Raw genomic sequence first — 22016 nt, 5'->3', positions numbered from 1 at the left:
CGCCGCCAGACCCCGCCCCCGGCGTGGGCGGGGAGCCGGCTGACGGACTGCCGGCACCACGCCGGCAGCTGTCTGCGCTGGCCATCGCTGTTGCGATAGCCATGTGCGTGCTGGATGCCAGCATCGCCAATATTGCATTGCCCGCCCTCGTCAGCGCTTTTGACGCGCCGCCATCACGCATGATCTGGGCGGTCAATGCCTACCAGCTGACCATACTCGCGCTCCTGCTTCCCATGGCCGCGCTGGGCGAAAGCATAGGATTCCGCCGCGTATACGGGGCAGGACTGGCCATCTTCGTTGCGGGCGCCGGTTTATGCGCGCTGGCGCCTGATGCCAGCTTCCTGATCGCCGCCCGGGTTTTTCAGGGCATCGGCGCAGCCGCCATCATGAGCATTAATGGCGCTCTGGTGCGCCACACCTACCCTGTCTCCATGCTGGGGCGCGGCGTCGGGCTAAACGCGCTGGTAGTCGCGGCATCTGCCGCTGCCGGGCCAGCCGTGGCTGCCGGCATATTGTCGGTGGCGGACTGGCGCTGGCTGTTTGCCTTCAACGTGCCGATCGGTCTGGGCGCGCTGGCCCTCGCTGTCTGGGCCCTGCCCGGTGCGACGGCCAGCCGGGCGCGGTTCGACTGGGCGGGCGCAGCGCTCAATGCGGCGGCCTTCGTGTTGCTCTTCCTGGGTATCGACAAGGGACTGCACGGCCACCCCGCAGGCTGGGTCATGGCCCTTTCAGGGCTGACCCTTCTGGCCGCGCTGGTCTGGCGCGCCCGCGCCCACCCTGCCCCGCTCGTGCCGGTGGATCTGTTGCGTATCCGGTCTATGGCCCTTGCGGCCAGCGCAGCGGTAACGGCTTTCATGGCCCAGGCGCTGACGATGATCGCCCTGCCCTTCCTCATGCACGTCGTGTTCGGCCGCTCTCTGGTGGAAACAGGGCTGATGATGGTGGCCTGGCCGGTAGCAACCGGCATGGCCGCCAGCTTTAGCGGTTCGCTTACCGGGCGCGTGCCTGCCGGACTGTTCGGCGGCGTGGGCATGACCGTGTTTGCGGCAGCCCTTGCCGCGTGGGCTTTCATGCCCGCCTCGGCTCCGCCTGCCCTGCTGGTAGCCGCGCTGGCAGGCTGCGGTATAGGCTTTGGCCTGTTCCAGAGCCCCAATGCCCGCGACATACTGATGGCTGCGCCGCGCGGGCGCAGCGGCGGGGCCAGCGGCCTGCTGGCCTCCGGGCGGCTTGCTGGTCAAACGGCCGGCGCTGTGGTGATGGGCGGCATGTTTCACTTCGCAGGCGACAATGCGCCCCAGCTGGCACTGGGCCTTGCCGCTGTCTTCGCCATGCTAGCCGCCGCGATCAGCCTGGCAAAGCTTGGCGGCGCGGCTCAGCGGCGCTGAAGCGTGATCTCTTCATAGACCGGCACGCGGTGGCGTATCTGTACGCCCTCCACATGCGGGCCGTAGGCGAACAGGTCGCGGTGTTCCACCAGGAAGACCGACGGCGCAGCCTCCCGGTAGGCGCGCGCCAGTGCGTGATACGCCTCAAGCCGGGCATCTTCGTCATGGAGCACGCGCGCGGCCTGAAACTCTGCCGTGATCGCCTCGTCGCAGAAATACGGCACGAAACGCCCGCAGGAAAAATCATTCATCGCGCGGGTAATGTCATTGTACTGAAAGCTGTTCCAGGACAGGGCAAAGGCATCGCCGCGCCAGTTATTGGTCAGCAGCCGGTTGAGATATTCCGGCAGGGTAACAATGCGCAGCCTGGTGTTCACACCCACCTGCCGCCAGTACTCCGCTACGGCTTGTGTCATCAGATCATCGCCCGGCGCCGCATCGGTCAGCACTTCCATCGTCAGTTCAAACCCGTCCGGCCATCCTGCCTCTGCCAGCAAGGCGCGCGCGCGCTGCGGATCATAAGGGTATGGCTCAATCGAAGGGTCGTGGCCAAACACACCGCTTGGCGCTGGCTGGCCGGAGGGAACAGCGCCGCCGGGCAGGAGGGCGGAGATCGCATCCTTGTCGACGGCGTAATTGAGCGCCTGACGCACCCGCACATCGCGAATGGGCGAATTCTCACTGCTGCCCTCGACGCGGAAGGTATAGGCCTTCACCTGCATGGACGGCGTGGAGAGAATGGGAAATCCGCCGCGCTCCAGCCGATCCATCTCTTCCAGATCGATCAGGGCCAGATCAACATCGCCGGAGAGAAGCGCCTGGGTGCGGCCAGCCGAGCTCGGCAGCTCCAGAAACACGAGCCGGTCCAGAGAGGATGCGCGCCAGCTATCCAGGTTGCGCTCCAGCGTCAGGTGGCGGCGGCGCTGGTCCCAGCGGGTCATGACGAACGCGCCTGTGCCCACCGGCGCGCGGCTATAGGCGTCCAGCCCCATCTCCTGCACGGCGCGCGGCTCGACCATGTTCACCGTCACCAGACGGCGGGGCAGAACGGGATCGGGGTTTGCGGTTTCAAACTCCACAGTCAGCGCATCAATCGCGCGCACCGCCACGATGTCACGCATTTCAATGCCGATCAGATTGCGCCGCCCCTCCGGTGTCGCGAGCCACTCAAACACCTCCACCACGGCGTCGGCGTCGAAAGGCCGCCCGTTGGAGTAACGCACCCCTTCGCGCAGGGTGAAGCGCCAGACATTGGGTGACACCAGCGCCCATTCCACCGCCAGGGCAGGTTCGGGATCGCCATCGAAATCAAGCCGGGTCAGCCCGTCAAAAATGGCATGCCAGAGCAGTGAGCCGGGACGGCCATTGCCGCGATAGGGATTGCCAAGACTGGCCGGGAGAGACGCCACCCCGACGCGCAATACCTGTTCGTCATCGGCGCTGCTGCCCGCATCCGAGCAGGCGGCCAGTGCCAGGCAGGCGACGGCACAGAGAGCCAGCAGCCATCTCATCGTGCATCTCCCATCAGCGCGCCGCCCCGGATGATATCCATCACGCCTTTGAGCGCCTCCTCCGATACCGCTTCTCCGTTCTCCAGCGCCTCGGCAAGGCGCGGATCGGACAGCGCGGCGCGCGGATTGAGAGCCGCCGCGAGCAAAAGCCGCGTATAGGCCGATTTTGGATTGTAGAGGACGTCGCTCACCGCCCCCTGTTCGACCACATGGCCCTTTTCGATGACGCATACATCATCGGCCATGCGCCGCACGCTGCGCATGTCGTGCGAGACAAACAGCATGGCAAGGTTCAGATCGCGGCGCAGGTCCGACAGGAGGCGCGAGACATGGTCCTGCGTCGTGAAGTCCAGCGCCGAGAGCGCTTCGTCGGCGATCAGAAGACGCGGCTCCATGGCCAGAGCGCGGGCAATCGCCACGCGCTGCTTCTGCCCGCCCGACAATTCGCGTGGCCGGCGGCGGGCAAGGTCAGTGGAAAGCTGGGTCATCTCCATCAGCTCGGCCACGCGGACCGCACGGCGCGCCGCATCGCCATAGCCCGTGACCAACAGGGGTTCCTCGATAATGGCATGGACGCGGTGCAGCGGGTTGAGGCTGGCGCCGGGGTCCTGAAAGACCATCTGGATGATACGCCGCGTCTCTGGGGGACGCTTGCGCAAGGGTGGCAGCGCCTGCCCGTCCAGCAGCAGCTCGCCGGATGCAGGGGCCACCAGTCCGGCCACCGCTCGGACGAGCGAGGATTTTCCCGATCCGGACTCGCCCACCACCGCCATGACCTGCCCCGGTTCAAGGTCGAACGAGCAGCCATGCAGGGCCCGGAAACGGCTCTCGCCCTTTCCGTAGTCGATCACCAGATCACGTATCTGAAGCAAGGGAGTGCTCATCGGAAGCGCGCGCCTCCCGGGGCATGCGAGAGCAGCTCGCGGGTGAATGGATGAACGGGCGAGGAGAGCAGCTGATCGGTTGGCCCCTCCTCCACGATCACGCCTTCATTCATCACGGCCAGCCGGTCACAGATGGCCGATGCAGCGCCAATATCATGGGTGATGAACAGGCAGGCCGCACTTGAAGCCTGATGGCGCAGCAGGGCCAGTATCTGCAGCTGGATAGTAGGATCGAGGGCTGTCGTCGGCTCATCGGCGATAATCAGGGCTGGCTGGTTGACGAGCGCCAGCCCGATCATGGCACGTTGGCGCTGGCCGCCCGACAGCATGTGCGGATAGGCATCCACTGACGCAGTGCGTCCGGGAAGCCGCATCGTGGCCAGCGTCTCGATGGCGAGTTCGCGCGCCTGACTGGCGGACAGGCCCTGATGCCGGCAGATTGATTCAACCAGTATCGAACCCACGGTACGCAGCGGGTTGAAAGAGGATAGCGGGTCCTGAAACACCATGCCGATGCGTCCGCCGCGGACCTTGCGCATCTGCGCTTCGGACAGAAGGTCGATGCGCTCGCCTTCAAGGCTGATCTCGCCGGACTGAGTGAGCGCCTCGGGCAGCAGCCGGGCAAGGGAGAAGGCCGATATCGTCTTGCCGGAACCGGACGCGCCGACCATGCCCAATATCTCGCCCCGACCAATCGTCAGCGAGAGACCGGGCACCAGAACGGTGTCACCTGCACTGATGCGCAGGCCGTTGACGCCGAGCGAGGGCGGCGCGGATGAGGCAATCTGGCTCATCGGTTCGCATTCCTGAGATGCTGGCCCAGAGCATGCGCACAGACGATGATCGCCACCATCGCCAGAGCCGGAGAGAGCGTCAGCCAGGGCGCCGACAGCATGTAGCCCCGGCTTTCAGACAGCATCGCGCCCCAGGTCGCAGCCCCCAGCGGGGCGCCGATCCCCAGGAAGGACAGCGCACTCTCGGCCACGATCATGTCAGCGAAGTGAAACACCACGAGAACTGACAGGCTCGGGATAAGGCCGGGCAGGACATGGCGCACGAAGAGGCGGATGGCGGGCATCCCCGTCATTTCGGCGGCCAGCACATGCTCGCGCTCGAACAGGCTGCGCGCCTCGGCGTAGACCACGCGGGAAAAAACCGGCCATGTCACCAGCCCCAGCGTCAGCACTATGGAGAAGAAGCCGGCATCGCCCATGACCGCGATCACGGTCACCGCCAGCACGAAGGGCGGGAAGGCTTGTGTAAACGTAGTCAGCAGGCGCATGACGCCGCCCAGCGCCGACTGTCCGCGGGCCGCCACCAGCCCGAACGTAGTACCGATGACAAAGGCGATCAAAGTGGCGCTGAGCGCGGTAGCAACCGACCAGCGCAAGCCCGTAAGCAGGCGGGCCAGCACATCGCGCCCCAGCTCGTCCGTACCCAGCAGATGCCCGCCGGTCAGCGGCGGAGCCAGACGCAAATCCAGATTCATCTCACGGTGGTCATGGCCGGACAGCGCGTCGCCAAACACCATGATTACGAGGCATACCAGCGCCGCAAACGCCAGAAGGATGCTTAAGGCCGGAACGCGCTTCAGAGAGCCCATCACCCCGCCCCCCTGGCATTGCCAATGCGCGGATCCAGCGTGGCCTGAAGCTGCTCTGCCAGAGCGTTGGTGGCAAACACACCAAGCACCATCAGGAAGACAACGGCCTGAACCACCGGAAAGTCGAGGCTGAGTGTGGACTGGACCAGCAGCCAACCAATGCCCGGCCAGGCGAAGATGGTTTCAATCACCACCAGGCCGGTCAGCATGAAGGCGAACTCCGCCCCCACCAGCGCGATAGCGCCCAGAAGCGCATTGGGCGCCACATGCCGCCACAGGATCACATTGTCTGGCGCGCCGCTCGCCTTGGCTGTGCGCACATAGTTGGAGGTCAGCGCCGCATAGGTATTGGCCTCGACCACCCGGATCAGCTTGGGCGCCAGGAAGGACACCACCGACAGGGTGGGCAGTATCCAGGTCGCCGGCCCGCCAAAGCCGACCGTCGGCAGCCATTCCAGCGCGACGGCGAAAATATTGATCATCAACAACGCGATGACGAAGCCGGGAAAGCCCTGCATCACGGTGATGAGCCCCCTCACGCCACGCCGCGCTACGCCCTTGCGGGCCTGTCCCAGCCAGAGCCCGGTCGGCAGGGAGATCATCAGATTCACCCCCAGCGCCATGAAGGCGAGAAACAGGGTGGCAGGAAAGGAGATGAGCGCCTTTTCGAGCGCCGGTGTGCCATCAGCCAGCGACACCCCGAAATCCAGGGTCAGCAGCTTGCCGGCATAAATGAAATACTGGATCAGGATCGGCTCATCGAAGCCATATTCGGCGCGGATCGCCTCTACCTGCGCAGGCGAGGCCCCCTCGCCCGCCAGCACGATCGCCGGATCGCCCGTCAGGCGCAGCAGAAAGAACAGCACCGTCATCGTCGCGAACAGGACGAAGGCCAGATCACGCAGTCCTCTAAGGGCAGACACGGGGTTGAACTCTTCCTTACGGCTACGCAACAACAGACGGGCGCCGGGAGCATTCGGGCGCTCCCGGCTATCCACCGGAAGCGCCCTCAATGCGAACGCGAGACGGATCTCGATGCTAACCTATCAGAACGTCATCTCGTAGGTGATGCCGAACTGACGTCCACGCGGCAACGTGCCCAGGAAGCCCCGGCGGTTTGAGTCGCCGAAATCGACATAGCGCGTGACGCCGAGCGGCTCGATATTGTCGAACAGGTTGCGCCCGAACAGGATCACGCGGTGCTGGTTTAGCTCCCAGCCCAGCTGGGCGTTGGCAACATCACGCGCATCGACCCAAGCCAAGTTGCTGACCTGAGCAAACTTGCGGCCACGATACGCATAGGTCGCATCGAAGAAGCCGCGCGAGTCGTTGAACATCGGCCACCAGATATGCGTGCCCACCGAGAACTGCGTGCGCGGTGCATTCGGCGCAGTGTTGCCGGTAATGTCACCATTGCCCGTCAGCGTGTTGTGGTCAGGGTCGAACGCATTCGTATATTCGGATTCCGCATAGGAATACGTGCCACGCAGACGCCAGTTGTCCGTGACCTGGAACTCGCCTTCGACCTCGAAGCCGCGCACTTCCAGCTCACCGACATTGCGGATGAACGGAGCCGTACCACCGACCGCCACAACCGTGCTCTGGGTCAGCTGCTGGTTGGTCCAGTCAATAAAGAACGCTGCCGCATTGAGGCGGACACGCTGGTCAAACAGATCGCTCTTGATGCCGATCTCGTAATTCCAGGCGCTTTCCTCGCCGTAGGACAGCTGGTCGGGCGCGAGGCGCACATCGGCGTTAAAGCCGCCGGGCTTGTTACCGCGGGCCGCCGATGCGTAGAGCATCGTGAAGTCATTGGCCTGATAGGCCAGTGTGAAGCGCGGATTGGTGCTGCGATAGGTGGCGCTGAGATCGAAGTTCGCCGCGCTGCCCGTCAGCGTCAGCTCTTCCTCGGCGATGCGCACCTCTGCGGTACCCGTCAGCCGGTCTGTGAAGTCGAACCGGGCGAGGGCGAAGGCAGCATAGTTGGTTACGCCCACCACGCCGTTATCCTGCAGCGCGTCCGTCGCGAAACGGTAACGCCCGTTCCAGGTGTCTCCATTGTAGTAATAGACACCGGCAAGCCAGCTGAAACGCCGGTCCACGGGTGAGGCGATACGCAATTCCTGCGAGAAGCTCTCGATATCGATCCGGTCATCGACGTGCAGCGAACCGCCCAGCGCGGCAATCGGCAGGAAGTCGAGATCGGCTTTACGGGACTCGTAGGAGTTATTGTACCCGCTGATCGAAGTCAGCGTGAAGCCGTTCTCGAAATCGTATTCCGAAATCAGGCTGATGCGGGTGGTCTCGCGCGAGACACCGCCGCCGCCGACCGCATCAAGGTTGAGCGTGATGTCTTCCGGGCCGACATTGATCGCGCCGCAGTAATAGCGGCTGGCCGTGGACAGGAAGCAGTTATTGTTCGATGCACGCTGGAGCACCATGACCTCGTGGCCGTCATCATTCTCCGCGTAGGTGGCGCGCAGGGTGAAGCTGAGATTGTCGCTCGGCGTGAAACGCAGACCGCCGGAAATACCGCGCGTCTCCTCCTGGCCAATCCTGCGGCCAAAGCTCGGATCGCCGACGGCGTTGTTCCGGTACTCACCGCCATAGGTGTAGTAGTTGAGCGCGAGCTGACCGCTCAGCACGCCATCAACAATCGGGCCGCTGATGCTGCCAAGGAAATTGTACTCGTCATGCTCGGCAGCGGTCACGCGCAGCTGCCCTTCAAAGACGTCAGACGGCTCGCGGGTGGTGTAGCTGATGGCGCCGGAGAAGGTCTGGCGGCCATAGAGCGCGGATTGCGGCCCCTTGATAACCTCGATCTGGTCGACAAAGGCGAGCTCGGTGGCAAACAGGCTGTCGGGGATGTACACACCGTCGATGAATGACGCGGCATTGGGTACACCCAGCACGTTCGACTGGCCGCGGATCACCGGACGGTCAAAGCGCCGCCCCTGGTCCTGCTCCACATTCAGGCCCGGCGTGATCGAGCTGAGATCCTGCGCGTTGCGGATGCCGCGACGCTGAATCTCGGCCGCCGTATACGCCGAAACCGCGATCGGAACCTCCTGCAGGTTCTCTTCGGTCTTGCGGGCGGTAATGGTGATTACTTCCAGCTGCGGACCGGAGCGGGCAATCCGCTCACCCTGATCCTGTGCAATTGCCGGTGCCGCCATCGCCAGAGCGATGAGGGCGGTAGTCGTGAGTGCAGTGGTGCGCATGGAGTTCCCCTTCTGCCAACTTATATGGCTTATAATACCACGTAACGCTGCACCAACCCCGCACGCTCTGTCAACGTCATCATTCCGATACGCCAAGCATATTGCACAAACCCTGTTGCACAAAGGGCGCGGCACACTTCTCAAAGGCAGGAGCCGGGAAATGGTATATTGTACGCAAAACCATACAGGCGGCTCGGGCGCCGGTCCTAGCCATCCTGCTTCCAGGCGCTGTCGGCAGAGGCCCGCTTTCTGCGGGTTTTCAGATGGTACTGAAAGCGGTCGGAGCGATAATAGGCCGTGATCAACTGGACAGGCACGCCATCGCGGTCACGCATGATCCGCTCAATGCACAAGAGCGGCGAGCCGGGCGGAACGCCCAGCGCCGACGCAACGGCTATCTGCGCGCTGGTGGCGGTGATCCATTGTTCCGCCTCGCAGACCTCCGCTCCAGCTTTCTCCAGCAATACGAGCATGGGTTCAGTGCCGAGCGCTTCGGCCGGGATCTTGCGGGCAATCGCGTCCGGCAGATAGGTGGTGAGGTGGGAGAAGGGCTCGTCCTGCAGCTTGCGCAGGCGCACGATGCGCTTCACCGGCGCGCCGGCCGGCAGGGCAAGAGACTCGGCCACGTCCTCGCTCGCGCTGACCGAGCTGTGCTCGACCAGTTCGATCTGGGTTTCCAGCCCCATCAGGCGCAGGGATTCGATGAGATTGTCGAACGAGCCTTTCACCATGGGCGAGAAGCCCGGCGCGGCAACAACTGTTCCCCGCCCGCGATGGCGACTGACGAGGCCTTCCGATGCCAGCTCGTTAAGGGCGCGCTTGATAGTGATGCGCGACACATTCATCAGGCGCGCCAGCTCCTGCTCGCCCGGTACAACATCGCCGGACGCCAGTATGCCGCAGCGTATCCTGTCACGCAGTATCAGGTAGACCTGATGGTAAAGTGGCGTGGGCAGCCGCGCATCGACCATGCCCGGTGTGAAATCCATCGTCCCGACGCGCCCCTTCAAGAATCACGGCTAAAGCTAGCCTGCCCGGCCCGCCATGTCAGGCTATGGAGATTACTCCCACTCAATCGTTCCCGGTGGTTTGCTGGTCACGTCATAAACTACGCGGTTGACGCCGCGCACTTCATTGATGATGCGCGTGGCGACGCGCCCCAGGAAGTCGTGATCGAAGGGGAAATAGTCCGCCGTCATGCCGTCAACGGATGTGACGGCGCGCAAGGCCAGCACGCTGTCATAGGTGCGCTCATCGCCCATCACGCCTACGGTGCGCACGGGCAGCAGCACCGCGAAGGCCTGCCAGATCACGTCGTAGAGACCCTCTTTCTTGATCTCCTCGATATAGATGCGGTCGGCGGCGCGCAGGATATCGGCCTTTTCCTTAGTCACGGCGCCCGGAATACGGATGCCAAGGCCCGGACCGGGGAAGGGATGACGGCCAACAAAGGCTTCAGGCAGGCCAAGCTCGCGGCCCAGCGCCCGCACCTCGTCCTTGAAGAGCTCGCGCAGCGGCTCCACCAGCTTCATGTTCATGCGCGCAGGCAGGCCGCCGACATTATGGTGCGACTTGATGGTGACGGACGGGCCGCCATCAAAGCTGACGCTCTCGATCACGTCCGGATAGAGCGTGCCCTGAGCCAGGAAATCGGCGCCGCCAGCGAGCTTTGCCTTCTCCTCGAACACATCGATGAAGAGCTTGCCGATGGTCTTGCGCTTGGCTTCCGGGTCGTCGATGCCGTCCAGCGCGGAGAGGAAGCGTTCCCCCTCATCAGCGGCGACCAGCGGGATATTGTAATGCTCGCGGAAGAGGGTGACGACCTCTTCGGCCTCGCCATGGCGCATCAGGCCGGTATCGACGAAGACGCACACCAGCTGATCGCCAATCGCCTCGTGGATCAGCACGGCGGCAACGGCGGAGTCCACCCCGCCTGAGAGCCCGCAAATCACCCGTCCGGAACCCACCTGCTCACGGATGCGGGCAATCGCCTCATCCTTGAAGGCGGCCATGGTCCAGTCGCCCTTCATACCGGCGATCTCGTGCGTGAAATTCTTCAGGAGCAGCGCGCCGCGCGGCGTGTGGACGACTTCGGGGTGGAACTGCACGCCATAAAAGCGCCGGGCCTCGTCCGCGATGGCTGCAAAGGGGGCGCCGGGGCTGGTGGCGATCACATGGAAGCCCTCGGGCGCGGCCATCACGCGGTCGCCATGGCTCATCCAGACGCGCTCGGTATCACCCACCTCGCCGAGGCCCTTCAGGAGCGGGCTTTCCGCGACGATCTGGATGTCGGCGCGGCCAAACTCGCGATGATCAGATGTCTCTACCCGCCCGCCGAGCTGCGCGCACATGGTCTGCTCGCCATAGCAGATGCCCAGAACCGGCACGCCGGCCTCGAAGAGATAGGGGTCAGCGCGCGGGCTGTCCTCCCAGCTCGTCGAATGCGGGGAGCCGGACAGGATGATGGCCCTGGGGCCGTAATCCTTCACGAAATCCGCATTGGCGCGGTTATAGGGATGGACCTCGCAATAGACGCCGCTCTCGCGCAGGCGCCGTGCGATAAGCTGTGTCACCTGACTGCCGAAATCGACAATCAGGGCGCGTTCGTGATTCTCAGTTGTCATCCGCGCTGATCTCCACAAGCTGCTCGCCTTGGTCAAGCAGATTGAGTGCAATTTCCAGCTTGGCTGACAGAATTGCCTGCAATCTGGATCGGCTTGTATTGCCAAAGGTCAACCAGATGACCCGTGGTGGTGGCCCGTGCCGCTCCAGCAGGCGCGGAAAATCAGAATCCTTCGTAACGATCACGACATCAGCCTGCCTGGCCTTGGCAAACGCCTCCTTGTCCGAGGCGAACCGCAGCCCTGCCCGGTCAAACGACTGTGCGCTAAGGTCGAAATGCTCGATCAGCCATGGAGCCAGCGCTGGTGGCAAATGGGCGTCAAGCCAAAGCTCCACCCGCCTACTCGGCGGCATGGATCACGGGATGATCAAGCCGCCGCGCCGCATAGGCAATCGCTGCGCGGATGTCGTCCCGCTCCAGATACGGCAGCTCCTCAAGCACCTCGTCAAAGCTGAGACCCGCTTCAAGCAGGTCCAGCACATCGCGCACACGCACGCGCATACCCCTTATGCAGGGTCGTCCGCCGCACTGGGCGGGATCGGTGGTTATGCGGCTCAGCAGCGTTTCCATTTCGCGATGATACCCCCTGCGCAGCGATAGCAGCAAGCCACATCCCTCGCCCCATTTGACTCTCATATAATTTCTTACTTATATAAGCGATATGGAAATCATGGGAGGCAGGCATGCAGATCGACATTGCAGCGGCCATCGGGGCCACGGCCCGCGAGGTGCGCAATCTGGAGCGGGACGGCAAACCGGCTGTCGCGATTGTGGCGAGCCGCACCTACCCCACCCGCATCGAGGATTTGTGGGAGGCGGTGACGACGCAAGAACGCCTCGCGCGCTGGTTCTCGCCCGTGTCGGGTGATTTCCGCCCCGGTGGCCGGTTCCAGATCGAGAATAATGCGGCTGGTAAAATTAGCGTCTGCGAGCCGCCGCGCACGCTGGACATCACCTGGGAATTCTCCGAACAGGTCAGCTGGGTGAGCGTGCGGCTCTATACGGCCGGGAACGGGCATGCGCGTCTGGAACTGACCCATCTCTACGTGGTCGATCCCGACTGGGAAGAAAAATACGGCCCCGGCGCGGGTGGTGTCGGCTGGGACCTCGGCCTTGCCGGGCTGTCGCTCCATGTCAGCGGCGAGGTGACCGCCCCGGTGGAAGCGAGTGGCGAATGGTTCGCCTCGCAGAATTACCGCGATCTGGTCGATGCCAGTGCCAAGGCGTGGGGCGAGGCGCATGCCGCCTCCGGCGCACCGGCAGACGAGGCCCACGCGGCAGCCGCCAGAACCGCCGCCTTCTTCAAGGGTGAGGAGCAATAGCCCCCATGCACGCCTTTGACGTATTGGGAGACCCGGTGCGCCGGCGCATACTGGAATTGCTGGCCGAAAACGAGCTGCGCTCCGGCGAGATCGTGGACGTCATCCACGCCGAGTTCGGCATCAGCCAGGCCGGTGTCTCCCAGCATCTCAAAGTGCTGCGTGATGCAGGGTTTGCCACCTCCCGCGTGGACGGGCCGCGCCGCATTTACACGCTCGAACCCGCCCCGCTGCAGCAGGTCGATGACTGGCTCTCACGCTTCAAGGGCTTCTGGACGCACAAGCTCGAAGCCCTCGCCACCGAAGTGGCACGGGGGCAGAAGGAGCGGGGGGAGTGAGCTACCCTACCCTCTCCAGTCCGCACACGTAAAATCCGTCCGTGCCGGTGCGGGCGGGGGTCAGCTGGAGGGCTCCGTGAGCGCCTGCGCACGCCGATAGCGTCAGCGCGCCCTCTTCGGTGAGCTGGCCGGAAGCGGACAGCGCCTCCATCACCGGCACGGCGCGGAAATCGGGATTGGCGGCAAGAAACGCTTCGATCCGGTCGCCGTTTTCTTCGGGCAGGACAGAGCAGGTCACATAGACCATGCGCCCGCCGGGCTTTACATATTTCGCGGCCTTGGCCAGCACCTCGTCCTGCTGGGTGATGCGGGTGGCGAGTGCCTTCTCCTTCAGGCGCCATTTGGTATCCGGCCTGCGCCGCCAGGTGCCCGAGCCTGTGCAGGGCGCGTCGATGAAGACCATGTCCATCTTGCCCGCAAGATCACCCAGCGCCTCGGCTTCCTTGCCGGTGCGCACCTGCACATTGCGCACGCCTGCCCGCTCCAGACGCGGCCAGATGGCGCGCAGGCGCCGCCAGTCATAATCCCACGCATAGAGCTGGCCGGTATTGTTCATCAGCGCAGCGAGAGAGAGCGTCTTGCCGCCCGCACCGGCGCAGAAATCGAGCACCTGCAGGCCTTCCACCGGCGCAGCGGCGAGCGCGGCGATCTGGCTGCCAATATCCTGCACCTCCACCCAGCCTTTCCCGTAAGCGGGAATGGCGTCAGCGGGCGGGGATTTGGCGCGCGGATCATGGCCGGGAATGCGGATAGCCGTGGTGAGCAATTCCGAAGGATCGGCGTTGATCTGGGCGCGCACAGCGCTAATCGCCTTTTCAGGATCAGTTTTGAGCGCATTGACACGCAAATCCACCGGCGCACGGCCCGCCATGCTGGCCCCTTCCAGCACCGCGTCCGCGCCAAACCCGCGCTCAAAGCTCGCGGCGAGCCATTCCGGGATTTCCGCGCGCGCATGCAGCGGCGCGTCATCAGAGAGAGTCGCCAGCATCCCTGCACGCTCGGCATCGGTCAGGGGTTCAGGCGCGTGCTCATCGCCTTCAAAGATGGCGGCGACGGCGTCCGGCCCCGTCTCCCATTCATGGGAGAGCGTGCCGAGCACCAGCGCGCGCGGTGTGTCAGCGCCCATCAGGTATGAGACAGAGCCCCTGCGCCGCAGACTGTCCAGCACGAGGCCGGAAATCCAGGCCCGGTCGCCAGAGCCCGCATAGCGATTGGCCTTGCCCCAGTCGCGCATGGCTTCCTTGACCGGCTGATGCCGGTTCAAAATGGTGTCCAGCACCTCGATGGCGGCGGCTATGCGCCCTGCGTCCCGCATCAGCTCGGGCTGGGATAGTTGGGCGCTTCGCGCGTGATGGTCACGTCATGCACATGGCTTTCGCGAAGCCCGGCATTGGTGATGCGCACGAAGACGGCGTTTTCCTGGAAGTCGGCAATCGTCTTGGAGCCGGTATAGCCCATCGCGGCACGAAGCCCGCCCACCATCTGGTGCAGGATCGGGCCAACCGGGCCCTTATAGGGCACCTGGCCTTCAATGCCTTCAGGCACCAGCTTCATGCGGTCGGTGACCTCTTTCTGGAAATACCGGTCGGCGGAGCCGCGCGCCATCGCGCCGACACTGCCCATGCCGCGATAGGATTTGTAGGATCGGCCCTTGTAGAGGAAGACCTCGCCGGGCGCTTCTTCCGTCCCGGCCAGCATGGAGCCCATCATCACGCAGTCCGCACCGGCCGCGATGGCCTTGGCGACGTCACCGGAATACTTGATCCCGCCATCGGCGATGACCGAGCCTTCAAAGCCTTGCGCCGCGCGGCGCGCTTCCATCACAGCCGTCAGCTGGGGCACGCCCACACCGGCGACGATGCGCGTCGTGCAGATCGAGCCGGGCCCGATGCCCACCTTCACGCAATCCGCGCCCGCATCGAACAGCGCGCGTGCGCCGTCATAGGTCGCGATATTGCCGGCAATGATCTGGGTGGTGTTGGAGGCGCGCTTGATACGGCGCACCTGCTCCAGCACAGCGGCGCTCATGCCGTGGGCGGTGTCGATCACGACCACATCCACACCCGCATCCATCAGCGCCTCGGCGCGCTCAAAGCCCGCATCGCCGGTGGTGGTGGCGGCAGCAACGCGCAGGCGGCCATGCTCGTCCTTGGCAGCGTTGGGATAGGCTTGCGCCTTCTCCATGTCCTTGACGGTCATCAGACCGACGCAGAAGCCATCCTCATCGACGACCAGCAGGCGCTCGATACGGTGCTTGTGCAGGAGGCGGCGCGCCTCTGCCTGATCGGCGCCGGGGCGCACGGTCACGAGATGATCCTTCGTCATCAGGCTGGCGACGCTCGCGCTCATATCGTCGGCAAAGCGCACATCGCGATTGGTGATGATGCCAATCAGCTTTCCGGGCCTGGCACCTGCCGCGCCGCCCTTGCCACCGCCCTCAACAACCGGAATGCCGGAGATGCGGTGATGGTCCATCAGGGCTTTAAGGTCCGCCAGGGTCGCGTCCGGCCCGATAGTGACCGGATTCACCACCATGCCGCTTTCATAGCGCTTCACGCGGCGCACTTCCTCGGCCTGCTCGAGGATTTCCAAATTGCGGTGAATGACGCCCAAGCCGCCGGCCTGTGCCATCGCGATGGCCAGCGGCGCTTCGGTGACAGTGTCCATCGCGGCAGACAGGATCGGGATATTCAGCCCGATCCGGGGCGTGACGCGCGTGCGCACATCTGCGTCTGCGGGGATAATTTCCGATGCACCGGGCTGCAAGAGCACATCATCGAAGGTGAGACCTTCAACAATCTCCATGGCGGAGACCTCCTTTTCTCTTGCGGGGCGGCTCTAACCCTGAATCCGCTTCGGCGCAAGGGGTGGTCTCATGCCCGCTCAGCCAATCGCTTCCTTAAGCCGCACAATGTCACTTTTGTGCGCCATCGCGGTGCTCGCCCGTTCAACGATCTCCGCCTTCAGGGCGCTTGTCTCCTTGCCAAGCTCAAGGCCTTCCAGTTCAGAGGCGGTTGCGCACAGCTGGCCCAGAGCGCGCATGACCTCCAGCTGGCCCGCCCCGTCACGCGCCAGCGCGATCACTGGTTCGCGCAAGGCTTCGGCTGCATCAAGGCCGGGATAGACGACGCGGGACAGAGCTTCGCGGTCTGCAGCATCGCTCAACACCTCGCACCATCCGGCAAAGCAGCGCTCCAGCGCTCGAACCGCGGAGATGGCCGTACCGGGATCATTGACGCCCGGCGACAGGGCACGTGACCCGATCTCGCTCAGGGCCGTCAGCCCAAGGCGCGGGTCAGCCTCCAGAGTGCGCACACTGCCCCGCACAAAACAGGGAAGGAGCTTTTGCGCGGTTTCAGCGCTGTCCGCGCCATACACGCGTGCAAGCTCCAGAGCCGGTCCGCACCTGTCCCCCGGAACGGCGAGTACTTCTACGTGCACATCCAGCCTCTTTGCCGTGTGGTCCAGTGCACGCAGATCGATCATCTGCACATAGGCGGGCCGCTCAGCGCGCAACGCATAAGCCCCGCCCTTGCCCAGCACAGACTGCCCGGCGGACGGCGGAAGGCAGGCAAGCGCCCTGAAAGCATCCTGCGTCGCCGCTTCGACCTTCGAGATCGCATCCTCGACATCGCCGAGCGTTGAAAGCTGGCGGATCCACTGGATGAGCACGATCACCACCATCAGGGTAGCCAGTACGGTCAGTGCGAACAGCATGGCCTCGCCGCCTTCGGCCAGTAGCCCGCTATTGAGCGCCACCAGCCCGATCATGCTGAAAATGAATGCTCCCAGGAATGTGGCAATGGCGCTCTGTGCGCCGCCGCCTTGAATGAGGATCGGCCTTGCGCGCGGTGTGGCCGCATCGCTGACAGCCTTCAGGGACGTAGCCATCGTCGTCAGCGAAAAGATCGTTACGGCCAGCAGGCTGGACGACAGAACATTGAGGATGGTGCGTATGGCGTCCTGCTCGATCGCGTCGGCCAGTACATCCGGAACGATGAATTCGGCCAGCGGAGCCGCAAAAACCAGCGCCATGGCACCGCCCGCATACAAAGCCGGCAAAAACCAGAGCGAGCCGGTGATCCGGCCTATGAGTAGTTTGATACGTTCCATGAAAACCCGCCCGATATCCCGTCTGATAACCCCTGCACGCCGTAACCGTTCCCAAACATCGTTGGCAAAGGGCTTGCCGCGATTGCCGAATGCGCCCCAGTGTACCCCCCGAATTCACTGACAAGGGACACAGCGAATATGATCGGGCGTCTGGACGGCAAGGTGGCAGTAATCACAGGCGGCGCGAGCGGCATCGGCAAAGCCAGCGTGGAGCGTTTCATCGCAGAAGGCGCCTATGTGGTAATGGGTGATCTGGAAACCGCGCGCGGCGAAGCCATCGCGCAGTTTCACGGGCCAAAACTCGCCTTCCGCACCACCGACGTGAAGAGCGCGGCCGACATCAAGGCGCTGATCAATCTGGCCATCGAACGTCACGGGCGGCTGGACGTGCTGTTCAACAATGCGGGCTCCGCCGAGCCGGACTATCCGGTGGAGAAGATCGAGGCCGGCGCATTCGATCATGTAATGCACCTGCATTTGCGCGCCGCCCTGTTCGGCATCAAGCACGCTTTGCCCCACATGCAGGCCGCTGGCGGGGGATCGATCATCTCCACCTCCAGCGTTGCCGGAATTGGTGTGAATTACGGACCCCTGCTTTACTCGGTTGCCAAGGCCGCGCTGATTCATCTGACTAAGGCAACCGCCGTCCGGCTGGCCCCGCACAAGATACGCGTGAACTGCATCAATCCGGGCATGATCGCGACGGCCGTGTTCGGCCGCGCCTTCGGGCTGGATCAGGACGCGGCAGAGGCAGCCCAGCCCAAGCTGGAAGAGCTCGGAGCCTTCGCCCAGCCCCTTCCCGTAGGCGGCAACCCGGTCGATATCGCCAATGCGGCCGTGTATCTGGCCAGTGACGAGGCGCGCTTCGTGACGGGGCAGGCACTGGTGGTTGATGGCGGCCTGACCACAGGCACCGTGCCTGATCCCAATGGCGGCACCGCGGCGATCCTTGCAGACCTGCTGGGCGTGGACCTGGCGGCATGGAAAGCAGAGCACGGCATAGGGTGATGCCGTTAACCTGCGGCTAACCTTGCGGGCAAGGCAGAGGCGGTTCAGCTCGCCTCTGGCACGATAACTGCGAGTCACCACCCGAACTGAACGTGGAGGCCCATGTCATGTTGCGCTGTGAGACGATCAAGGCAGACGCCCTGAGCAGACAAGACCGTCAGGCATGGGCCAGAATGGCGCAGGCCACCGGACTGGCCTCGCCCCTGCTCCATCCTGAGTTTGCCGAAGCGGTGGCCACGACCCGCAACGATGTGGAAATCGCCCTGTTCCGCGACGCGAATGGTCTTGCGGCGGTGTTTGCCTATCATCGCCGGCCAGGTGGCTTCGCCCGCCCGATCGGATCGGCATTCTCCGACATTCATGCCATTTTGCGCCGCGCTGACGTTTGCGCGCGCGATGAGGACTTGCTGGCACTGGCAGGCCTGTCACGGGCCCGTTTCGCCGCCCTGTTCACACCGGACAAGCCACCGGCCGCCGGGCTTGAGCCGGTGGGCCCGTCGCGGGCCGCTGTGAAACGTACGACATCGCAGGCGCTGGTGGCCGAGCTGCAGGCAGAGCACCCGAAACGTTACAAGGATTTCCGGCGCCGCCTGCGCAAGCTGGAGGCAGAGCACGGCAAGATCAGCCTCGAAGTATCCACCGATCCGGCAACGCTTGATGAGCTGATAGGCTGGAAACGCCTGCAGTATCGCCAGACGGGTCGGCATGACGTGCTGGCACCGCGCTGGACCGCGAAAATGATGCATACCCTGTTCGCCAGACAGGCCGGACCGGTCAGGGGACGGCTTTACACCCTGCGCGCCGGAGAGCGCCTGATAGCAGCGGAATACGGGCCGGAAGGCCACGGCACATTCCATCCCTGGCTGGCCGCCTACGATCCCGAGATGTCGGCCTACTCACCGGGTCATCTTCTGGTCTTTCTACTCCTGTCGCGCATGGAGGAGTTCGGCCTCACCCGCTACGAGATGGGTACCGGGCATGAGGACTATAAAAAGTACTTCACCAATCACCGCTCCGAGCTCTTCAGCGGAGTGGCGCGCGCGCCGCACCTGGAAGAACGGTTGCGCGAGGCGGCTGCGCAACTGATACGCGCAAGTCTGGCACTGTGTGGTGAACGCGTGCGTGGCTTTGGCGAGCGTATCCACAGCCGGATCGACCATATCGCGGCCGCCGAAATCAGCACAGCAGGGCGCTGGGCCGGGCTTACCCGGGCAGCCAGCACGTTGCTAGCCGGTCAACGGGGCAACTGACCCCCGCCTGCAAAGCCGCACAGAAAAAAGGCGCGGTCCAATGGGCCGCGCCTTTCTCATAGCGTCAGATGTGCGGAGGGCTACTCTTCATCCTCCCAGCCCCAGGGCGTGGGCGGCGTATCAACCGGATTGGTGAGATCAAACGTCACCTCGAACAGGCGGTTCGGACGCGTCAGCGTGTAAACGAATGTGGTATCGGTGACTTCCATGATCCAGATATTGTCCATGGAAACCGGGATACCCTCCCGCTCGAACAGATCCTTTGAGAACTGGTCAGCGGGAAATTCCACACGCGCCGATACCGGCGGGAAGACGCTCTCGCCGCCATACTGGGTGAGCGTATCTTCTGATCCATCTTCATGGCGGTGGTCATGCTTCAGCCGCAGGCGGCCATCGTCCAGACGGGTGATCAGCCATGTGCGTGAATGGTTATTGCCGACATGGAACGGTACGCGCACCTCGTCTTCGAAGCACTCGCGCACGTGCATGACGAGGCGCTGACCGGCAAAGTCTCCGTCCATTTCGACCGGCGGGCTGGTGATCTCGCCCTCGAACGACTGACCACAATACTGGGACAGGCCTTCAATCAAACCATCCGCCGCCGGGGCGGCATCGGCGCTTGCATCCAGCGGCTCAGCCGGATCACGGGCCAGCTCAGGAATGGGCTCATCATTAACAGCCCCAACGCCGTCGGACGCAGTGTGCGGCTGTGTAGCCGGATCGGGCACGGGCTGCGGATCAGGAACGGTATCGGCGGGATCACAAGCGGCTAGCAGCGCAGCCAGCGCGACTGAGCCCCCCAGAGTAGCATAGCGGGACAGGGTCATTCGGCAGCCTCCAGTCGCGACTTAACGAGCTTCTGGACCTTTTTCACCGCCCGGTCGCGTTTCAGGCGCGAGAGGTAATCGATGAAGAGCACCCCTTCGAGATGGTCCATTTCGTGCTGTATGCACACCGCGAACAGATCCTCTGCGATCTCTTCACGTTCATTGCCATCATAGTCGAGATACTTAACGCTCACCCGCGCCGGGCGTTCCACCTCGTCATAAACATCCGGGATGGACAGGCAGCCCTCGCTATAAGGCTTTGTTTCTTCTGTCAGCGGTGTGACGACCGGGTTGACGAAATAGCGCGGAGAGTCGCGCTTTTCGGACAAATCCATCACGATCACACGCTTGTCGACGCCGATCTGGATGGCTGCAAGGCCGATGCCATCGGCCTCGTACATGGTTTCCACCATGTCATCCATCAGGTCACGAAGCGCATCATCCACGCGCTCCACCGGCTTTGAAACCAGTTTCAGGCGCGGATCGGGAACAGTCAGTATAGGGTGTACAGCCATGGTCTTAGAGGTAATGGGCAAAAGGGTTTCGATCAAGCATCGCTGCCTTCACTTTCAGCCGGTGCAGCCAGCGAACGCGGCGTTTCATCGACCTGTGCGGGGCCTTCCAGCGCTTTTGAGCCGGACGCCGCGTTGAGTTCGGCCATCTTGCGCGCCGAGACCAGAACCCTCCCCTCAAGCGAGGCTACCGCGCTGTTATAATTAGTGGTTGCAGATTTGAGACCCGAACCCACACGGCCAAGATGGCCGGTAAAGGTCTGCAGCCGGTCATGAATCTCGCTGCCGAGCGCGGCAATCTTGCGTGCATTGTCTTCCAGCGCCTGCTGGCGCCAGCCATAGGCCACCGCCTTGGCCAGAGCCAACAGAGTGGAGGGCGTGACGATAATCACGTCCTGCGCGATCGCCTCATCAAACAGGCCCGGCTCTTCCTCCATCGCGGCGGAGTAGAAACTCTCGCCAGGGATGAAGAGCGCCACGAAGTCGATCGCCCCCTCCACCGACTTTGCGTATTCCTTGCTGGCGAGCTGGCGAATATGGGTTTTCACCTGCATGGCATGACGGCGCAGATGCTGCTTTCGGCTGACCTCGTCAGGCGCTTCAACCGCATCGAGATAGGCCGTCAGCGCCACCTTGGAATCGATGACGAAACGCCCGCCGCCAGGCAGGCGCACCACGAAATCCGGGCGCAGGGAAGCCCCTTCGCTATCGCGCGCCTGATACTGGCTTTCATAGTCGATGCCTTTGGTAAGCCCGGCCAGCTCCAGCACGTTCGCCACGGTACGCTCGCCCCACTGGCCGCGCGTGGTGGAGGAGCGCTGCAACGCGTTGACGAGCTTTGAGGTCTCCTGCTGCTGACCGGCGAGGCCCTGGCGCAGGGCGTTGATCTGCTCGCCCAGCTCGCCGCGATGGGCGGCGCGCTCTTTCTCGATATGGTCAACCGTCGCCTTGAACTGGTCGAGCTTCTCGCGGATTGGCGTCACCAGCTCCTTCACGCTGCCTTCGGCTTTTTCCTGGTTCTGCTTGAAGGTCTCGGCGGCGCGATCGAGGAAAGCTTTCTGGGATTTATCCAGCGCCTCGTTGGCGAGCAGCTGGAACTTCTCCTGCACGGCATTGGAAAGCTGGGTCAGGCTCTCGCGCTCGCGCTTCACCGCCTCGGCCTCGGCTTCGATTCTCGCGTTCAGGGCAGCGGCAGCCTGCTCGGCCTCGCGCCGGGCCGCGCGTTCCCCCTCCAGTTCAGCCTGGCGCTGCGCGCGTTCGGTGTCATGGCGCCGCTCGGTCTCGGCCAGACGTTCCTGCAGGGATGCGGCGCGGGCAGCGGCGCCGCGCAACCAGAGAAAGGTCAGCACGGCGCCGGCCAGAAGGCCGCCTGCAGCGATAAGGGCGATGTTCAGCATGTCCATGACGTCACTCTGACTGCAA

At 63.7% G+C, this 22016-nt stretch carries 21 protein-coding genes; 5 read left to right on the top strand and 16 right to left on the bottom strand.

What is annotated here, in order from left to right; all coding sequences use genetic code 11:
* The first annotated feature begins 23 nt into the window (after positions 1-23).
* Positions 24-1385, top strand: coding sequence for an MFS transporter (locus ACTIGC_RS09070; RefSeq protein ID WP_439634090.1), 1362 nt, complete (start codon positions 24-26; stop codon positions 1383-1385).
* Here ACTIGC_RS09070 and ACTIGC_RS09065 read toward each other — a convergent pair.
* The 10 genes from ACTIGC_RS09065 to ACTIGC_RS09020 all read right to left on the bottom strand — a co-directional run bounded on the left by ACTIGC_RS09065 (position 1373) and on the right by ACTIGC_RS09020 (position 11797).
* Positions 1373-2896: an ABC transporter substrate-binding protein gene (locus ACTIGC_RS09065; protein ID WP_439634089.1), complete on the bottom strand. Its 1524-nt coding sequence runs from the start codon at positions 2894-2896 to the stop codon at positions 1373-1375. The genes ACTIGC_RS09070 and ACTIGC_RS09065 overlap by 13 nt on opposite strands.
* The gene (locus ACTIGC_RS09060) at positions 2893-3780 is read right to left on the bottom strand and encodes an ABC transporter ATP-binding protein (protein WP_439634088.1); all 888 of its coding nucleotides are present in this window, start codon (positions 3778-3780) and stop codon (positions 2893-2895) included. The genes ACTIGC_RS09065 and ACTIGC_RS09060 overlap by 4 nt, the downstream gene beginning before the upstream one ends.
* On the bottom strand, positions 3777-4574 hold the full coding sequence (locus tag ACTIGC_RS09055) for an ABC transporter ATP-binding protein (protein ID WP_439634087.1): 798 nt from the start codon (positions 4572-4574) through the stop codon (positions 3777-3779). Before ACTIGC_RS09055 ends, ACTIGC_RS09060 begins: the two co-directional genes overlap by 4 nt.
* Positions 4571-5383, bottom strand: a complete 813-nt coding sequence (locus tag ACTIGC_RS09050; RefSeq protein ID WP_439634086.1) for an ABC transporter permease — start codon at positions 5381-5383, stop codon at positions 4571-4573. The genes ACTIGC_RS09055 and ACTIGC_RS09050 overlap by 4 nt, the downstream gene beginning before the upstream one ends.
* Positions 5383-6306, bottom strand: coding sequence for an ABC transporter permease (locus ACTIGC_RS09045; RefSeq protein WP_439634085.1), 924 nt, complete (start codon positions 6304-6306; stop codon positions 5383-5385). Before ACTIGC_RS09045 ends, ACTIGC_RS09050 begins: the two co-directional genes overlap by 1 nt.
* Positions 6307-6429: 123 nt before the next feature.
* A complete protein-coding gene (locus ACTIGC_RS09040) occupies positions 6430-8604 on the bottom strand; it encodes a TonB-dependent receptor (RefSeq protein WP_439634084.1) in 2175 nt (724 codons plus the stop codon).
* 206 nt (positions 8605-8810) lie between these two features.
* Positions 8811-9593, bottom strand: a complete 783-nt coding sequence (locus ACTIGC_RS09035) for a GntR family transcriptional regulator (RefSeq protein ID WP_439634083.1) — start codon at positions 9591-9593, stop codon at positions 8811-8813.
* Between the two features lie 72 nt (positions 9594-9665).
* Positions 9666-11228: a glutamine-hydrolyzing GMP synthase gene (guaA, locus tag ACTIGC_RS09030; RefSeq protein ID WP_439634082.1), complete on the bottom strand. Its 1563-nt coding sequence runs from the start codon at positions 11226-11228 to the stop codon at positions 9666-9668.
* Positions 11218-11580, bottom strand: a complete 363-nt coding sequence (locus ACTIGC_RS09025) for a DUF5615 family PIN-like protein (RefSeq protein ID WP_439634081.1) — start codon at positions 11578-11580, stop codon at positions 11218-11220. Before ACTIGC_RS09025 ends, guaA begins: the two co-directional genes overlap by 11 nt.
* Positions 11567-11797 carry a DUF433 domain-containing protein gene (locus ACTIGC_RS09020; protein WP_439634080.1) on the bottom strand — a complete coding sequence of 77 codons (231 nt, stop codon included), beginning with the start codon at positions 11795-11797 and terminating at the stop codon, positions 11567-11569. The genes ACTIGC_RS09025 and ACTIGC_RS09020 overlap by 14 nt, the downstream gene beginning before the upstream one ends.
* A 113-nt stretch (positions 11798-11910) precedes the next feature.
* Here ACTIGC_RS09020 and ACTIGC_RS09015 point away from each other — a divergent pair, with 113 nt between their 5' ends.
* Positions 11911-12549, top strand: a complete 639-nt coding sequence (locus tag ACTIGC_RS09015) for an SRPBCC family protein (RefSeq protein WP_439634079.1) — start codon at positions 11911-11913, stop codon at positions 12547-12549.
* A 5-nt stretch (positions 12550-12554) separates the two neighbouring features.
* Positions 12555-12884 carry an ArsR/SmtB family transcription factor gene (locus ACTIGC_RS09010; RefSeq protein ID WP_439634078.1) on the top strand — a complete coding sequence of 110 codons (330 nt, stop codon included), beginning with the start codon at positions 12555-12557 and terminating at the stop codon, positions 12882-12884.
* A 1-nt stretch (position 12885) separates the two neighbouring features.
* On the opposite strand, the gene ACTIGC_RS09005 is transcribed toward ACTIGC_RS09010, so the two are convergent.
* The 3 genes from ACTIGC_RS09005 to ACTIGC_RS08995 all read right to left on the bottom strand — a co-directional run bounded on the left by ACTIGC_RS09005 (position 12886) and on the right by ACTIGC_RS08995 (position 16997).
* Positions 12886-14199 (bottom strand): RsmB/NOP family class I SAM-dependent RNA methyltransferase, encoded by a 1314-nt coding sequence (locus ACTIGC_RS09005; protein WP_439634077.1) that lies wholly within the window; start codon positions 14197-14199, stop codon positions 12886-12888.
* Positions 14199-15689: an IMP dehydrogenase gene (gene guaB, locus ACTIGC_RS09000; protein ID WP_439634076.1), complete on the bottom strand. Its 1491-nt coding sequence runs from the start codon at positions 15687-15689 to the stop codon at positions 14199-14201. Before guaB ends, ACTIGC_RS09005 begins: the two co-directional genes overlap by 1 nt.
* A 78-nt stretch (positions 15690-15767) precedes the next feature.
* Positions 15768-16997: a DUF2254 domain-containing protein gene (locus ACTIGC_RS08995; RefSeq protein WP_439634075.1), complete on the bottom strand. Its 1230-nt coding sequence runs from the start codon at positions 16995-16997 to the stop codon at positions 15768-15770.
* A 138-nt stretch (positions 16998-17135) separates the two neighbouring features.
* Between ACTIGC_RS08995 and ACTIGC_RS08990 the strand changes: the two genes are divergently transcribed.
* Complete coding sequence (locus ACTIGC_RS08990) at positions 17136-18005, top strand: SDR family NAD(P)-dependent oxidoreductase (protein ID WP_439634074.1); 870 nt, start codon at positions 17136-17138, stop codon at positions 18003-18005.
* 107 nt (positions 18006-18112) lie between these two features.
* Positions 18113-19255 carry a GNAT family N-acetyltransferase gene (locus ACTIGC_RS08985; RefSeq protein ID WP_439634073.1) on the top strand — a complete coding sequence of 381 codons (1143 nt, stop codon included), beginning with the start codon at positions 18113-18115 and terminating at the stop codon, positions 19253-19255.
* Positions 19256-19335: 80 nt separating this feature from the next.
* Here the strand turns inward: ACTIGC_RS08985 and ACTIGC_RS08980 are convergent, their stop codons facing one another.
* From ACTIGC_RS08980 to rmuC, 3 genes are read right to left on the bottom strand one after another with little or no spacing between them, the layout of a single operon-like run.
* On the bottom strand, positions 19336-20082 hold the full coding sequence (locus tag ACTIGC_RS08980) for a hypothetical protein (protein ID WP_439634072.1): 747 nt from the start codon (positions 20080-20082) through the stop codon (positions 19336-19338).
* A complete protein-coding gene (gene def, locus ACTIGC_RS08975) occupies positions 20079-20597 on the bottom strand; it encodes a peptide deformylase (protein ID WP_439634071.1) in 519 nt (172 codons plus the stop codon). Before def ends, ACTIGC_RS08980 begins: the two co-directional genes overlap by 4 nt.
* A 32-nt stretch (positions 20598-20629) precedes the next feature.
* Positions 20630-21997, bottom strand: a complete 1368-nt coding sequence (gene rmuC, locus ACTIGC_RS08970) for a DNA recombination protein RmuC (protein WP_439634070.1) — start codon at positions 21995-21997, stop codon at positions 20630-20632.
* Positions 21998-22016 lie beyond the last annotated feature (19 nt).

The organism is Glycocaulis sp. (genome assembly GCF_051859565.1).
Lineage (GTDB): Bacteria > Pseudomonadota > Alphaproteobacteria > Caulobacterales > Maricaulaceae > Glycocaulis.
Note: the sequence above shows the minus strand (reverse complement) of the source record. Positions and strands in the feature narration are given on the sequence as shown.